At 67.4% G+C, this 15,751-nt stretch carries 14 protein-coding genes; 10 read left to right on the top strand and 4 right to left on the bottom strand.

Features of this window, described 5'->3' with window-relative positions; translation table 11 throughout:
• The first annotated feature begins 7 nt into the window (after positions 1–7).
• From dut to DM480_RS01590, 3 genes are read left to right on the top strand one after another with little or no spacing between them, the layout of a single operon-like run.
• The gene (dut, locus tag DM480_RS01580; RefSeq protein WP_115377252.1) at positions 8–451 is read left to right on the top strand and encodes a dUTP diphosphatase; all 444 of its coding nucleotides are present in this window, start codon (positions 8–10) and stop codon (positions 449–451) included.
• Positions 448–849 carry a hypothetical protein gene (locus tag DM480_RS01585; RefSeq protein ID WP_232834078.1) on the top strand — a complete coding sequence of 134 codons (402 nt, stop codon included), beginning with the start codon at positions 448–450 and terminating at the stop codon, positions 847–849. Before dut ends, DM480_RS01585 begins: the two co-directional genes overlap by 4 nt.
• Positions 850–856: 7 nt before the next feature.
• On the top strand, positions 857–1,630 hold the full coding sequence (locus DM480_RS01590) for a HesA/MoeB/ThiF family protein (protein ID WP_115377253.1): 774 nt from the start codon (positions 857–859) through the stop codon (positions 1,628–1,630).
• A 4-nt stretch (positions 1,631–1,634) separates the two neighbouring features.
• On the opposite strand, the gene galU is transcribed toward DM480_RS01590, so the two are convergent.
• Entirely contained in the window at positions 1,635–2,504 is an 870-nt protein-coding gene (gene galU / locus DM480_RS01595) for a UTP--glucose-1-phosphate uridylyltransferase GalU (protein ID WP_115377254.1), read from the bottom strand.
• A 132-nt stretch (positions 2,505–2,636) separates the two neighbouring features.
• Between galU and wecB the strand changes: the two genes are divergently transcribed.
• The 4 genes from wecB to DM480_RS01615 all read left to right on the top strand — a co-directional run bounded on the left by wecB (position 2,637) and on the right by DM480_RS01615 (position 6,331).
• Positions 2,637–3,773, top strand: coding sequence for a non-hydrolyzing UDP-N-acetylglucosamine 2-epimerase (gene wecB / locus DM480_RS01600; RefSeq protein ID WP_115377255.1), 1,137 nt, complete (start codon positions 2,637–2,639; stop codon positions 3,771–3,773).
• Positions 3,757–5,055, top strand: coding sequence for a UDP-N-acetyl-D-mannosamine dehydrogenase (wecC, locus tag DM480_RS01605; RefSeq protein ID WP_115377256.1), 1,299 nt, complete (start codon positions 3,757–3,759; stop codon positions 5,053–5,055). Before wecB ends, wecC begins: the two co-directional genes overlap by 17 nt.
• 84 nt (positions 5,056–5,139) lie before the next feature.
• Positions 5,140–5,901, top strand: coding sequence for a metallophosphoesterase family protein (locus DM480_RS01610; protein WP_115377257.1), 762 nt, complete (start codon positions 5,140–5,142; stop codon positions 5,899–5,901).
• Between the two features lie 205 nt (positions 5,902–6,106).
• Complete coding sequence (locus DM480_RS01615) at positions 6,107–6,331, top strand: hypothetical protein (protein WP_115377258.1); 225 nt, start codon at positions 6,107–6,109, stop codon at positions 6,329–6,331.
• Between the two features lie 224 nt (positions 6,332–6,555).
• On the opposite strand, the gene DM480_RS01620 is transcribed toward DM480_RS01615, so the two are convergent.
• Positions 6,556–7,122 (bottom strand): FKBP-type peptidyl-prolyl cis-trans isomerase, encoded by a 567-nt coding sequence (locus DM480_RS01620; protein WP_115377259.1) that lies wholly within the window; start codon positions 7,120–7,122, stop codon positions 6,556–6,558.
• Positions 7,123–7,222: 100 nt separating this feature from the next.
• Positions 7,223–7,429: a 30S ribosomal protein S21 gene (rpsU, locus tag DM480_RS01625; protein WP_017978269.1), complete on the bottom strand. Its 207-nt coding sequence runs from the start codon at positions 7,427–7,429 to the stop codon at positions 7,223–7,225.
• A gap of 162 nt (positions 7,430–7,591) precedes the next feature.
• Between rpsU and cysS the strand changes: the two genes are divergently transcribed.
• On the top strand, positions 7,592–9,019 hold the full coding sequence (gene cysS, locus DM480_RS01630) for a cysteine--tRNA ligase (protein WP_115377260.1): 1,428 nt from the start codon (positions 7,592–7,594) through the stop codon (positions 9,017–9,019).
• Positions 9,016–9,954 (top strand): D-2-hydroxyacid dehydrogenase, encoded by a 939-nt coding sequence (locus tag DM480_RS01635; protein WP_115377261.1) that lies wholly within the window; start codon positions 9,016–9,018, stop codon positions 9,952–9,954. The genes cysS and DM480_RS01635 overlap by 4 nt, the downstream gene beginning before the upstream one ends.
• A gap of 128 nt (positions 9,955–10,082) precedes the next feature.
• Here the strand turns inward: DM480_RS01635 and DM480_RS01640 are convergent, their stop codons facing one another.
• Complete coding sequence (locus DM480_RS01640; RefSeq protein WP_115377262.1) at positions 10,083–11,054, bottom strand: M48 family metallopeptidase; 972 nt, start codon at positions 11,052–11,054, stop codon at positions 10,083–10,085.
• 434 nt (positions 11,055–11,488) lie between these two features.
• Here DM480_RS01640 and rpoB point away from each other — a divergent pair, with 434 nt between their 5' ends.
• Positions 11,489–15,643: a DNA-directed RNA polymerase subunit beta gene (rpoB, locus tag DM480_RS01645; RefSeq protein WP_115377263.1), complete on the top strand. Its 4,155-nt coding sequence runs from the start codon at positions 11,489–11,491 to the stop codon at positions 15,641–15,643.
• Positions 15,644–15,751: the final 108 nt, after the last annotated feature.

A 15,751-nucleotide genomic window follows, 5' to 3' on the forward strand; every position in this document is an offset into this window, starting at 1 on the left:
TCGGCGCGTGAGCAGCATCCGTATCGCCGTCACCCGCCTGCCGCATGGCGAGGGCCTGCCTTTGCCGGTCTATGCGACCGCGGGCGCGGCGGGGATGGACGTCGTCGCGGCGGAAGCGGTGACGATCGCGCCGGGCGCGCGCGCCGCCGTCGCCACCGGCTTCGCGATGGCGATCCCGGACGGCTATGAAGTGCAGGTGCGGCCGCGATCCGGCCTGGCGCTGAAACATGGCGTCACCTGCCTCAACACCCCCGGCACGATCGATTCGGATTATCGCGGCGAGGTGAAGGTGATCCTCGCCAATCTTGGCGAAGAGCCCTTCGTCATCGCGCGCGGCGAGCGGATCGCGCAGCTCGTGCCCGCCCCCGTGCTCCGCGCGACGTTGGACGCGGTCGCGACGCTTGACGAGACGGCGCGTGGCAGCGGCGGCTTCGGATCGACGGGCCGGTGAGCCTGCTGCTCGCCCTGCTCGCCCAGGCGACGCAGACGATCGCGCCCGCGCCGCTGCCGATGCCGCCGGCGGACTGGACGACCTTGCGCCCCCTGCCCTTCCTGCGCGATCCCCCAGATGGCGCCGCGCTGTCGGATTTCGTGCGCGCCGAGGTGCAGGCGGGCCATTGCGCCGCGGCGATCCAGGGACCGAACGGGTGGACGCTGCGCGTCGACGTCGCGGTGTTGGTGGCGGCCGGCCGCCCGCGCCGCGTCATCCCGCGCGCGATCCAATGCCCCGCGGTCGAACAATATGCCGCAGGACTGGTGTCGAGCATGGCGCGCGGCAACATCGCGCCCGCGACACAGGCTGGCGATGGCTGGTACAAGACCAGCCTGACCTTCGCCTGGGGCGCGTAAGCCGGCGATGACCGGACCGGCGGTGCTCGGCGATGCCGAGCTGACGCGCTATGCGCGGCACATCATCCTGAAGGAGGTCGGCGGGGCCGGCCAGCTGCGGCTGCGCGCAGCGCATGTGCTCGTGGTCGGCGCGGGCGGCATCGGATCGCCGGCGATCCAGTATCTGGCCGCGGCGGGGATAGGCCGGCTGACCATCGTCGACGATGACCGGGTCGATCTCTCCAACCTGCAACGGCAGACGATCTACGGGACGCAGGACATCGGCCTGCCGAAGGCGGACACCGCAGCCGCCGCGGCCCGCCGGCTCAATCCGCATGTCGCGGCGGTGGGGCGGGTCATGCGGATCGACGCGTCCAACGTCGTCGCGCTCGTCGCGGATGCCGACGCGGTGCTCGACGGGTGCGACAATTTCGCGACGCGGCTGCTCGTCGCCGACGCGTGCCTCGCCGGGCGCATCCCGCTGATTTCCGCCGCAATCGGCCAGTTCGACGGGCAACTGGCGACGTTTCGCGGGTGGGAGGCGGACAAGCCCTGCTATCGCTGCTTTGTCGGCGAGGACCCGGAGCGCGCGGGCGTCAGCTGCGCGGAGGATGGCGTGCTCGGCCCGATGGCGGGGATGATCGGCAGCCTCGCCGCGCTGGAGACATTGCGCGCCATCACCCCGTTCGGCGACGATGGCGCGGGGCAGTTGCTGCTCGCCGATACGCTGGCGCTGCGCTTTCGCACGCTGCGCCTGCCCAAGGACCCCGGCTGCCGCGCCTGCGGCAGCCGGGACGCCTGACGCCTCAGCGCAGCAACGCCTCGGCAAAACTCCGCACCGCCGGGCCGATATCCTCGCGTTGTAGCGCAAGCGCCAGGTTCGCCTGGATATACCCCGCCTTGTCGCCGCAATCGTAGCGCGCGCCGTCGAAGGTGAAGCCGTGGAAGGGTTGCTTGCCGATCAGCTGCGCCATTGCGTCGGTCAGTTGGATCTCGCCGCCCGCACCCTTTTCCTGCCGCTCGAGGATGCGCATCACCTCGGGCTGCAGGATGTAGCGGCCCGGGATCATCAGGTTGGACGGCGCGCTGCCCTGCTTCGGTTTCTCGACCAGCGCGGTCACCTCGGTCAGCCGGCCGTCGACCGTGCCGGGCGAGATGATGCCGTATTTGTCCGTTTCGCTGTCCGCGACCTCGAGCGCGCCGATGACGTTGCCGCCGACCTGATTATATGCCTCGACCATTTGCGCGATGAAGCCGGGCGTGCCGACCATCAATTCGTCGGGCAGCAGCACCGCGAACGGCTCGTCGCCGACGATCTCGCGCGCGCACCAGACCGCGTGGCCGAGCCCGAGCGGTTCCTGCTGGCGAATATAGACCGGGCTGCCCGGCTTCATGCGGGTGCCCTGGATCGGCGCGAGCGACTTGCCGCGCGCCTGCATCGTGCTCTCGAGCTCGTAGGAGATGTCGAAATGATCCTCGAGCGCGCCCTTGTTGCGCCCGGTCACGAAAATGATCTGCTCGATCCCCGCCTCCAGCGCCTCCTCGACGGCATATTGGATCAGCGGCTTGTCGACGACGGTCAGCATCTCCTTCGGCATCGCCTTGGTGGCGGGCAGGAAACGCGTGCCGAGGCCGGCGACGGGAAAAACGGCCTTGCGGACGGGCTTGATGGTCATCGTATACCCTGTTGTGAGCGCGAGCGGCGCTTAGATCGGATGTGCCCGCCGCGCAATCGGACGATGGAAGACTTTCACGCGACGTGCGAATGCTTATGAGGCTGTTAATGCGGTCGTTATAGGTATCGCAACATGCCCGTCACGTCGCCTCCTAAGGTTCTCGTCATTTTCGGCACGCGGCCGGAGGCGATCAAGCTGTTTCCCGTCATCCGGGCGCTTGCCGCGGACGGGCGGATAGCGGTCACCACCTGCGTCACCGCGCAGCATCGCGGGCTGCTCGACCAGGTGCTCGCGATCGCCGGGCTCATCCCCGACATCGACCTCGACCTGATGGAGCCGGGCCAGACGCTTGACCGGCTGACCGCGCGTCTGCTCGTCGCGCTGGGCGAGGTGATGGACCGCGTCCGGCCCGACCGCGTCGTCGTGCAGGGCGATACCGCGACTGCGATGGTTGGCGCGCTTGCGGGTTATTATCGCAAGGTTCCCGTCGCGCATGTCGAGGCGGGGCTGCGCTCCGGCGATATCTACCATCCGTGGCCGGAAGAGGTGAACCGCCGGATCGTCGCACCGATCGCGGACCTGCATTTCGCGCCGACGCAGACCGCCGCCGACGCGCTCGCACACGAGAACATAAGCGACGGCGTCCACGTCACCGGCAATACCGTGATCGACGCCTTGCTATGGACGCGCGACCGGATCGCGGCCGATCCCGCCCTTGCCGCCGCTCTCGACACGATAGCGGATCGGTTTGCCGGCAAGCGCCTGATCCTCGTCACGACGCACCGGCGCGAAAATTTCGGCGATGGCATGGCCGCAATCGCGCGCGCCATCGCGCGGATCGCGGATCGCGACGACACGGCCCTGCTCTTTCCCATGCATCCCAACCCCAATGTCGGCGCAGTGATGGACAGCGTACTGGGCGATCGACCGAACGTCGCGCGGATCGCGCCGCTCGACTATCCGCATTTCATCCGTGCGCTCGGCCTGTGCGATCTCGCGCTCACCGACTCGGGCGGCGTGCAGGAAGAGGCGCCAGCGCTCGGCAAACCGGTGCTGGTGATGCGCGATACCACCGAACGGCCCGAAGGCATCGCGGCCGGCACCGCGCGGCTGGTGGGCACGGACGAGGATCGCATCGTTTCCGAAGTCTTCACGCTTCTCGACGACAAGGCCGCCTATTCCGCCATGGCGCGCGCCCACAACCCGTTCGGCGACGGCCAGGCAAGCAACAGGATCGCGAGGATCATCGCCGATGGTTTCGGACTCTGAACTCAACGTCGTCGTCCTCGGCCTCGGCTATATCGGCCTGCCGACCGCCGCGGTGATCGCACGGACGGGGGCACGCGTGCTCGGCATCGACGTGTCGCAAAACGTTGTCGATACGGTCAATTCGGGGCGCGTCCATATCGAGGAGGTCGATCTCGACGGCCTCGTCTCCGGCGTCGTCGCCCGCGGCACGCTGCGCGCCGCGACCGAGGTCGCGCCCGCCGACGTCTTCGTCATCGCGGTGCCAACGCCCTTCTCCGACGATCATGCGCCCGACATCACCTACGTCCTACAGGCGGCGACGACGATCGCGCCGGTGCTGAAGGCGGGCGACACCGTCATCCTCGAATCGACATCACCGGTGGGCACGACCGAGCAGGTGCGCGACCTGTTGGCGACATTACGCCCCGACCTGCGCGTCCCCGGCCGTGCAGGCGAGACCGCGGATATCGCCATCGCTTATTGCCCCGAGCGCGTGCTGCCCGGCCGCATCCTGGTCGAACTGATCGACAACGACCGGGTCATCGGCGGCATCACGCCGCGATGCGCGCGCAAAGCCCTGACCTTCTACCGCCGGTTCGTGCGCGGCGCGTGCGTCACGACGAATGCGCGCGCGGCGGAGATGACGAAGCTCACCGAAAATGCGTTCCGCGACGTCAACATCGCCTTCGCCAACGAACTCAGCCTCGTCGCCGACAAAATGGGCGTCGATGTCTGGGAGGTGATCCGCCTCGCCAACCGGCATCCGCGCGTCAACATCCTGCAACCGGGCCCCGGCGTCGGCGGGCATTGCATCGCGGTCGATCCCTGGTTCCTGGTGCATGCGGCGCCCAATGAGACGCCGCTGATCCGCACCGCGCGCACCGTCAACGATGGCAAGACCGATCATGTCATCGCGCAGGCGAGCGCCCTGATCGAATCGATGCCCGGCGCGACGGTCGCGTGCCTGGGCCTCGCGTTCAAGGCGAACATCGACGATTTCCGCGAAAGCCCGGCACTGAAAGTGGCCGAAGCGCTCGCGGCGCGATTCGGCGAGCGCGTCGCGATCGTCGAGCCCTATGCCGATGCCCTCCCCCCCGCGCTCGCGCGGCATGGCGCGGCCCTCATCGATGTCGACAGCGCGATCGAGCGCTGTGCGATCATGGTCGTGTTGGTCGACCACGACGTGTTCAAGTCCGTGCCGCGGGAGGAGCGCCACGACAAGGCCGTGCTCGACACCCGTGGCATCTGGCCGGACCAGCCGCGGTTCCAGCGCAAGCCCGCGCCCGTCCGTCTGGCGGGATAGCGCGCTTCACCGGGGGTTCAGCCGGTTGCGGCGAGTGCCGCGGCTCCCTATCTGCGCGCGCTGTCGCCCATTACCCGGACCCCCATGCTCAGCAAGCTGCTCAAGTCCCGCCGCACCTCCTTGGTGCCGGCAGGCTCCATTCCTTCCGGCGAGCGTGTCTATGCGATCGGCGACATCCATGGCTGCGCGGATCTGCTCGACCGCTTGCTGGCGCAGATCGCAGAAGACGACGCGACGCGCGGGCCGGCGAAGACGACGCTGATCTTCCTCGGCGACCTCGTGGATCGCGGCCCTGCCTCGGCGGCGGTTATCGAGCGACTGCGCCTGCTCGCGACCGAGCGGCCCGACACGCATTTCCTGCTGGGCAACCATGAGGAGATTTTCCTCGGTGCAATCGAGGGCGAGCCCAAGGCGTTGCGCCTGTTTTGCCGGATCGGCGGGCGCGAGACCGTTATCAGCTATGGGCTCGACGCGGCGGATTACGAGCGGATGGATTACGAGGAACTGGTGCAGGCGCTGGACCGGCTGGTCCCAGACAGCCACCGCGCTTTCCTCGCCGGCTTCGAGAATATGGTCGTCATCGGCGATTACGTCTTCGTCCATGCCGGCATCCGCCCGGGCGTCGCGCTGGAAGCGCAACGTGGCAGCGACCTGCGCTGGATCCGCGATCCGTTTCTCGACCATGGCCGCCCGCTGGATAAGATCGTCGTCCATGGCCATACGATCAGCGACGGGTTGGACGTGCGACCCCATCGCATCGGCGTTGACACGGGCGCCTATTCGACGGGACGGCTGACGGCATTGGGGCTGGAAGCGGATCGTACGTGGACGCTCGAGGCGGTCTGAGGCCACGGACACCGCATGTCTGCCTGGACCTCCAACCGTGGCGCCGCATTAACGTTTTGTTGACGGTGTATGTTGCACCGCCGCAACGGCCCGGAACCGATTGTGGCAACGGGGTTTAGTCGGGTTGCCCTGTTGTCCTAATTGTGGCAGGGCGCCAGTTGACGAGCACAAGAGGGAGTTCATCATGCGTCTTGGGAAGATTCTCATGGCCGCCGCTGCCGCCACGATGGCGGTTGCTCCGGCTGTGGCCGCTCCGGCCAACCCGGCGGCGAGCCTGTCGGTTTCGAAGTCGGTCCGCACCGGTTCGGTTTCGTCGAAGAAGAACGGCCTGGCCGGTGGCGGCGTGATCATCGCGATCCTGGCGGCCGCTGCGGTCGTCGCTGGCATCATCGTCGTCGCCGACGATAACGGCAAGCCGGCCAGCAACTAAGCTGACCGATAGCTTCGGCTAGGAAATAGCGGCCTTCGGGCCGCTTTTTTTTTGCCCTGCGCGGATCGATACATGCAGGCAGCAGCAAGCCCGCCTCTGGTCCATCCCGCCCGACGCCCGCTGCGTCGCAGAGGCCTGTGTCAGGTGTCTCAAGCGGACACGAAAAGGCCCGCATTCCCTGTTCGGGGATGCGGGCCCTTTCGCGTTACCCGGACGGCGCGACCTCAGCGGCCGCCGGGCAGCGCCGGCTGCGCGCCCTGAGGACGGCCCATCATGCTCTGCTGCTGCATCTGCATCTGGCGAACGACCGCCTCGGGCAGGAATTCGAGCAGGTCGATATCGAAAACCAACGTCGAATTGGCCGGGATAGGCCCGCGGGCGTCCGCGCCGTAACCGAGCGAGGGCTTGATCCAGACGCGGTACTTCGACCCCTTCGGCATCAGCTTCAGCGCTTCGGAAAAGCCCGGAACGACGCCGGCCACCGGCATCGGCGTCGGCTGCTGCGACTTGTCGAAGACGGTGCCATTGAGCAGACGCCCTTCGTAGGTGATGAGCGCGACGTCGCTGTCGGTCGGCTTGGCGGCGCCGGGCGCGCCCGGCTGCAGCACCTGATATTGCAGGCCCGATGCGGTCGTCATCACGCCGGCACGGCGCGCATTGCGGGTCAGGAAATCGTCACCCTGACGCGCCAGCAGGAAAGCGGCGGCAACGGCCAGCGCGATGCCGACCCAGAGATAGACGAGGTAGCTGCGCTTGACGGGGCGCAGCGGAACGGCGGTGACGGTCGACATCGTGATGGCACCTGGAGCTGTGGTGCCGGGCCGGCCGTCACCGGTGAAAGGTCTCGAAAGTCGCAGTGTTTGCCCCGGCGCGCGCACCGGGGCGACGCGATTACCGGGCGCCGTCACGCTCGGCGCGCTTGCGCTCAAGCTTGCGGGCGCGGCGGACCGCAGCGGCACGCTCGCGCGCACGCTTTTCCGACGGCTTCTCGTAATGACGACGCAGCTTCATCTCGCGATACACGCCCTCGCGCTGCAGCTTCTTCTTGAGCGCGCGGAGGGCCTGGTCGACGTTATTGTCGCGGACGACGATCTGCATAAAACCGATGAACTCCAGTCAATAGATTATGCGGCCGCGGACAAGGGTCCGCGCCGTGCGAACGGCTCCCCTAGCAGCGAGTCTGCGCGATGGCAACCCGCGCCTCGCCGGGCGGCGCGAAGCCGTGGCGCTCCCGCCCCGCCCGCGCTAAGGCCCTAACCCATGACGCCGATCACGCTCTATAACAGCCTGACCCGCGCGGCCGAGACGTTCGTGCCCGCAGACCCCGCCAACGTGCGTATCTATTCGTGCGGACCGACGGTCTATCACTACGCGCATATCGGCAATCTGCGCGCCTATGTGTTCACCGACACGCTGAGCCGGGCGCTGACGTGGAAGGGCTATGGCCTGACGCACGTCATCAACATTACCGATGTCGGCCACCTGACCAGCGACGCGGATGCGGGCGACGACAAGATGGAGGCGGCGGCGAAGAAAAGCGGCCAGGATATCTGGTCGATCGCGGCGCATTATACGCAGGCGTTCAAGCAGAACCTGAAGGACCTGAACGTCCGCGACCCCTCGCGCTTCCCGCTGGCGACGGACCATATCGCCGAGATGATCGCGTTCGGCGAGAAGATCGCCGACAAACATTGCTATCGCCTGCCCGACGGCCTGTATTTCGACGTCAGCACGGTGCCGAATTACGGCCTGCTTGCGGGCACGCGCGATGAGGGCCCGGTCGAGGGGCGCATCGACAGCGTCGCGGGCAAGCGCCAGGCGGCCGATTTCGCGATCTGGCGGACCAGCGCGCCGGGCGAGAACCGGCAGATGGAATGGGACAGCCCGTGGGGCCGCGGTGCGCCGGGGTGGCACCTGGAATGTTCGGTGATGAGCCGCCAGTATCTAGGCGATCATTTCGACATCCACACCGGCGGCATCGACCATCGCGAAATCCACCATCCCAACGAGATCGCGCAGAACCAGGCGCATGCGTGCAGCGCGGACACCGGCGCGAGCGTGTGGATGCACAACAACTTCCTGGTCGACCGGACAGGGAAGATGAGCAAGTCGTCGGGCGAATTCCTGACGCTGCCGGCGCTCGTCGCGCGCGGTTTCCACCCCCTCGCCTATCGTCTGATGTGCCTGCAGGCGCACTATCGCAGCGAGCTGGAGTTCAGCTGGGAGAATCTGGCCGCGGCACAGACCCGGCTGAAACGGCTGGTGCAGAGCATCGCGGCGCTTAAGGCGCGCGGCGAGGGCAAGGGGGTTGCCGCCGCCTCCCCCTATCGCGAGCGGCTGGATGCGGCGGTGTCGGACGATCTCAACACGCCGCGCGCGCTGCCCGTGCTCGACGAGCTGCTCGCCGACAAAAGGGTGAGCCCGCAGGACCGGCTGGCGGCGCTTGAGGATTTCGACGCAGTGCTGGGGCTCAACCTGCTGACGCTCGCGCGCGAGGATTTGCGCGTGCGGCCCGATACTGCGGGGATCGATGAGACGGGCATCGCCGCTCGGCTGGCGGAGCGCCGCGAAGCGCGGGCTGCGAAGGATTTCCCGCGCAGCGATGCGATCCGCGACGAGCTGGCGGCTTTGGGGGTTGAGGTGATGGACGGCGACGCGATCGGCTGGGACTGGAAGGTGCAGGCATGAAGGCGGTCCTGCCTGCAATCGCCCGTCCCCTGCTCGAACCGCGATTGCCCGCGGGACTAGACGTGGCGTGGTTCACGAGCCCGGAGGAAGCGACGGCGATGATCGCCGATGCCGATATCGCCTGGGTCGACATGCAGCCGACGCGGCTGGTCGCTGACGCGATCCGTGCGGCAGGACCGACGCTGAAATGGGTGTCGACCATCTATGCCGGCCTCGACGCCTTCCCGCTCGACGTGCTGCGCGCGAAGGGGACGACGCTGACCAACGGCGCAGGGATCAACGCGGTCGCGGTCGCGGAATATGCGGTGATGGGCATGCTGGTCGCGGCAAAGCGTTTCGATGTCGTGCTCGAGGCGGCGCGCCGGCACGAATGGCTGCGCGACGCGCCGGGCAAGGTCGAACTGGACGGCAGCCGCGCGCTGGTGGTCGGCTATGGTACGATCGGGCGGCTGATCGGCGAGCGGCTGGCGGCGTTCGGCGTCGCGGTCGACGGCGTGACGCGATCGGGGCGCGACGGCACGCTGGGCCCGGACGACTGGCGGACGCGGATCGGCGATTACGACTGGGTGGTGCTCGCCGCGCCATCGACCGGGGCGACGAAGGCGATGGTCGGCGCGACCGAGCTGGCGGCGATGCGGCCGAGTGCATGGCTGATCAACATCGCGCGCGGCGACATGATCGATGAAGGCGCGCTGCTCGACGCGTTGCGCGGCAAACGGATCGGCGGCGCATTCCTCGACCCGACCGAGCCGGAGCCTTTGCCGACGGATCATCCCTTGTGGGATGCGCCGAACTGCATGATCTCGATGCACCTGTCGGGGCGCAGCCAGACGCAGATGTTCCAGCGGGGCGCGGCGCTGTTTCTGGAGAATCTCGACGCCTTTCTGGCGGGGCGGCCGATGCGCAACGTCGCGGATTTGGACGCCGGCTATTGATTCTCCTCCCCGGCACGGGGAGGTGGCAGCGCGTCAGCGCTGATGGAGGGGGCTTCCGCACAGCGCAGCGTGTGCCGTCCCCCCCTCCACCGCCTTCGGCGGTCCCCCTCCCCGCGGGCGGGGAGGATTTAGCTGAGCGGCTTGTCCGCCTCGGCGAGGATCGGCGGGAGGTAGGGTGTAGGCGCGTTCGGTGGCATCGTCGCGAGCGCGGCTTCTAGGGCCGCGGCGCGGGCCTTGGACGAGGGATGCGTGCGGCTGCGCAGTAGGCCGCCATCGACCTCGCCGCCATGTTCGCGCCAGAAGCGGATCGCGGCGCGCGGGTCCCATCCGGCGTTGCGGATCAGGTACATGCCGAGCAGGTCCGCCTGATCCTCGGTTTCGCGGAACAGGCGCCCGTTACGGCCGACCTCCGCGAGCAGGCCGCGATCGACGCCCGCCGCGTCGAGCCGCGCGCGATGGCGCAGGATGGTGTGGGCGAGCTCGTGGCCGATGACGACCGCCAGTTCCTCGTCGGTATAGCGCGCGAAGAACCGGACGCCGATCTGGACGATATGTCCGTCGGACGATGCCTCCATCTTCGGGCCGAGCAGCACCTCGAAGGCGCTGCGGCAGCCCGGCGAGGCGGGCAGCGTGACGGTGCGGGTGCGGCCATCGTGGAGCAAGGTGACGACGAGCGGCTTGTCGGCGGGAAGGTCGGCGATCATCTCCTGCGCGGCGTCGCGCGCGGCGCTGCTGGCGCGGTCCGGCGGCGGCGCGTCGGGAAGGGCATGGCCGTCGACAGAGACGAGTGAATCGCCGGGCACGATCCCGGCCGCGGCGGCGGGCGAGCCGGGGACGACCGCCTCGACCGCCACGGGGCGTTCGAAGCCGAAACTGACCTTCGCCTGCGCACGCAGGGGCGCGTCATACTGGCCGATGCTGTGCAGCGCCCAGCCGGGGGTCGGCTGGCGTTCGCGGCATAGCGGCGCGTTGGCGGTGGTAAGGCGATAGGCGATCGCCGCCATCCGCCCGTCGACTTCGCGCAGCGCGGCGAAGGTGGCGGCGGGGTCGTCGGCGGGAGCGGCGGCAAGCGCGACAGCGGCGAGGAACACGAACGGCATGGCACGTTACTACCGCGACGATCTCCCGAGAGGAACTGTCACCCCGGACTTGAGCCGGGGTCCCGCTTTTTGCGGATCGGTCGGAAAAGGAAGCGGGACCCCGGCTCTTCGGCCGGGGTGACGAGGGAGATGTGCTTGGTGACCAAGTGCGTCTTTACGGCTACCACCGGTCCCCAACCCCTCCCGCCGGCGGGAGAGGAGCCCCCCTTTGACAAGCCGCCCCCCTGCGCCTATATCCCGCCCCTCACCACAGCTTTCGGGACATGGGGCGCCGTCGCGCAGCGCCGTCATACGAATAGGAAGCTGCCGGTATCATGGACGCTCGAAGGCCGACGCACAATGTTGCGATCGGCTTTTTCGCGTCTCTGACCCTCTCGCGTCCCGTCCGGAGGCTTTCCGGGCACGATATACGGCTGACGAGGCACAATAGATCCATGGCGACCAAGGCGATCCAGCAGACCAGCACCGCAAAGCGGCGCATCCGCAAGATCTTCGGCGACATCCACGAAGTCATCCAGATGCCGAACCTGATCGAGGTTCAGCGCGAAAGCTACGAGCAGTTCCTGCGCTCCGACAAGAGCACCGGTCACGTCTCGGGCCTGGAAAAGACGCTGCGGTCGGTTTTCCCGATCCAGGATTTCGCCGGCACCGCCTATCTCGACTTCGACGATTACGTGCTCGAACCGCCGAAGTTCGACGTGGAGGAATGCCGCCAGCGCGGCATCACCTATGCAGCGCCGATGCGCGTTACCTTGCGCCTGACCGCTTTCGAGGTCGATCCGGATACCGAGGCCAAGTCGGTCATCGATATCAAGGAGCAGGACGTCTACATGGGCGACATGCCGCTCATGACCGAGAACGGCACCTTCTTCATCAACGGCACCGAGCGCGTGATCGTGTCGCAGATGCACCGTTCGCCGGGCGTCCTTTTCGACCATGACCGCGGCAAGACCCACGCCAGCGGCAAGTATCTGTTCGCGGCGCGCGTCATTCCGTATCGCGGCTCGTGGCTGGACTTCGAGTTCGACGCGAAGGACATCGTCAACGTCCGTATCGACCGCAAGCGCAAGCTGCCGGTCACGGCGCTGCTCTATGCGCTCGGCATGAATTCGGAAGACATCCTCAATCACTTCTACAACCGCGTGACCTTCGTCCGCGGTGAAGGTGGCTGGCGCATTCCGTTCGCGCCGGAGAACTGGCGCGGCGTCAAGCCGATGTTCGACATCGTCGATGCGAAGTCGGGCGAGGTCGTGTTCGCGGCCGGCCAGAAGATTTCGCCGCGTGCCGCCAACAAGGCCGGCAAGGACGGCCTGTCCGAGCTGCTGATCCCGACCGAGGAAATCTTTGGCCGCTATTCGGCGTACGACCTGATCAACGAGAAGACGGGCGAAATCTACGTCGAGGCGGGTGACGAGATCACCGCCGAGAACCTAGAGAAGCTGGACCAGGCGGGCGTCGACACGATCGAGCTGCTCGACATCGACTTCGTCACGACGGGTCCGTGGATCCGCAACACGCTGAAGGCGGACAAGGCCGAAGAGCGTGAGCAGGCCTTGTCGGACATCTACCGCGTCATGCGCCCCGGCGAGCCGCCGACGCTGGAGACGGCGGAAGCGCTGTTCGCCGGCTTGTTCTTCGATCCGGACCGCTACGACCTGTCGGCGGTGGGCCGCGTCAAGCTGAACATGCGCCTCGACCTCGACGCGCCGGACACGGTGACGACGCTGCGCAGCGAAGACATCCTCGCCGTCATCAAGACTTTGGTCGGTCTGAAGGACGGCAAGGGCGAGATCGACGATATCGACAACCTCGGCAACCGCCGTGTCCGTTCGGTGGGCGAGCTGCTGGAGAACCAGTATCGCGTCGGCCTGCTCCGTATGGAGCGCGCCGTGAAGGAGCGCATGAGCTCGGTCGACGTCTCGACCGTCATGCCGAACGACCTGATCAACGCCAAGCCCGCGGTCGCCGCGGTGCGCGAGTTCTTCGGCTCGTCGCAGCTGTCGCAGTTCATGGACCAGACCAACCCGCTGTCCGAAGTGACGCACAAGCGTCGCGTCTCGGCGCTCGGGCCGGGCGGTCTGACGCGTGAGCGCGCGGGCTTCGAAGTCCGCGACGTTCACCCGACGCACTATGGCCGCATCTGCCCGATCGAAACGCCGGAAGGCCCGAACATCGGTCTGATCAACTCGCTGTCGACCTTCGCGCGCGTCAACAAGTACGGCTTCATCGAGACGCCGTACCGCAAGGTGAACAACGGCCAGGTGACCAACGAGGTCGTCTATCTGTCGGCGATGGAGGAGCAGAAGCACACCGTCGCGCAGGCATCGGCCGCGACCGACGCGGACGGCCGCTTCACCGAGGAGCTAGTCTCCGCGCGTCAGGCGGGCGAATTCCTGATGGCGCTCCCCGAGACGATCACGCTGATGGACGTCAGCCCCAAGCAGCTCGTCTCCGTCGCCGCCTCGCTGATCCCCTTCCTCGAGAAGGACGACGCGAACCGCGCGCTGATGGGATCGAACATGCAGCGTCAGGCGGTGCCGCTGGTCAAGGCCGAGGCGCCGTTCGTCGGCACCGGCATGGAAGAGACGGTGGCGCGCGATTCGGGCGCCGCGATCAGCGCCAAGCGCGCGGGCGTCGTCGACCAGGTCGACGCGACCCGTATCGTCGTGCGCGCCACCGGTGAGGTGGATGCGAGCGTCAGCGGCGTCGATATCTACACGCTGATGAAGTTCCAGCGTTCGAACCAGTCGACCTGCATCAACCAGCGTCCGCTGGTGAAGGTGGGCGACGTGGTCGAGGCCGGCGACATCATCGCCGACGGCCCGTCGACCGAGTTCGGCGAGCTGGCGCTGGGCCGCAACGTCCTCGTCGCGTTCATGCCGTGGAACGGCTACAATTACGAGGACTCGATCCTCATCAACGAGCGGATCGTGAAGGACGACGTGTTCACGTCGATCCACATCGACGAGTTCGAGGTGATGGCCCGCGACACGAAGCTCGGGCCGGAGGACATCACGCGCGACATCCCCAACGTCGGCGAGGAGGCTTTGCGCAACCTCGACGAGGCGGGCATCGTCTACATCGGTGCAGAGGTCGAGCCGGGCGACATCCTGGTCGGCAAGATCACGCCGAAGGGCGAAAGCCCGATGACGCCGGAAGAAAAGCTGCTGCGCGCGATCTTCGGTGAAAAGGCGTCGGACGTGCGCGACACGTCGCTGCGCCTGCCGCCGGGCGTCGCCGGGACGGTGGTGGACGTGCGCGTCTTCAACCGCCACGGCATCGACAAGGACGAGCGCGCGATGGCGATCGAGCGCGAGGAGATCGAGCGTCTGAAGAAGGACGCCGACGACGAGCGCACGATCCTCAACCGGGCGACGTGGAGCCGCCTGCGCGAGATGCTGCTGGACCAGGTCGCGACCGCGGCCCCCAAGGGCATCAAGAAGGGCTCGACGATCGACATGGACCTGCTCGACAGCGTCGACCGCCATGAATGGTGGAAGTTCGCGGTGCAGGACGATGCGGTGCAGGCGAACCTGGAAGCCGTGAAGGCGCAGTATGACGAGGCGACGAAGCGTATCCGCGACAAGTTCGAGGATCGCCGCGAGAAGCTGGAGCGGGGCGACGAGCTGCCGCCGGGCGTGCTCAAGATGGTCAAGGTGTTCGTCGCGGTGAAGCGCAAGCTGCAGCCGGGCGACAAGATGGCCGGCCGCCACGGCAACAAGGGCATCATCAGCCGCATCCTGCCGCAGGAAGACATGCCGTTCCTCGAGGACGGTACGCCGGTCGACTTCGTGCTCAACCCGCTGGGCGTGCCGAGCCGCATGAACGTCGGGCAGATTTTCGAGACGCACCTGGGCTGGGCCGCGCGCGGTCTGGGCCGCAAGATCGGTGCGGCGCTCGATGCATGGCGTGCGGAGAACCCCAACCCGACGCCGGGCCAGGCGCCGGAAGCGGTGAAGGACGCGCTGCGGCTGGCCTATGGCGATACGTATGTCGAGGAACTCGACCGGCGTTCGCCCGAACAGCTGCTCGACCTGGCGCAGAACGTGCGGACCGGCGTGCCGATGGGCACGCCCGTGTTCGACGGCGCGGTGGAAGCCGACGTGGCCGACATGCTGAAGCTAGCCGGGCTGGACGAATCGGGTCAGGTGACGCTGTTCGACGGCCGCACCGGCGACGCGTTCGACCGCAAGGTGACCGTCGGCTACAAGTACGTGCTGAAGCTGCACCACCTTGTCGACGACAAGATCCACGCGCGTTCCATCGGGCCTTACAGTCTCGTCACCCAGCAGCCGCTGGGCGGCAAGGCGCAGTTCGGCGGGCAGCGCTTCGGCGAGATGGAGGTCTGGGCGCTGCAGGCCTATGGCGCGGCGTACACCTTGCAGGAAATGCTGACGGTGAAGTCGGACGACGTCGTCGGGCGCACCAAGGTCTACGAGGCGATCGTCAAGGGTGACGACACGTTCGAGGCCGGCATTCCGGAGAGCTTCAACGTGCTCGTCAAGGAAATGCGCTCGCTGGGTCTCAACGTCGACCTGAAGTCGATGGAAGAGACCGACGACGACGGGCTCGCCGAGGCCGCGGAGTAAGCCATCACTCTCCCTCTCCCGCCGGGAGAGGGAGGGAGCCGCCGACAGGCGGCGGAAGGGTGAGGGCGGCACGGTCGCCACCACCCCACCCTCACCTTCCCACCCGGC

Source organism: Sphingomonas sp. FARSPH (assembly GCF_003355005.1).
In the GTDB taxonomy this organism is placed as follows: Bacteria; Pseudomonadota; Alphaproteobacteria; order Sphingomonadales; family Sphingomonadaceae; genus Sphingomonas.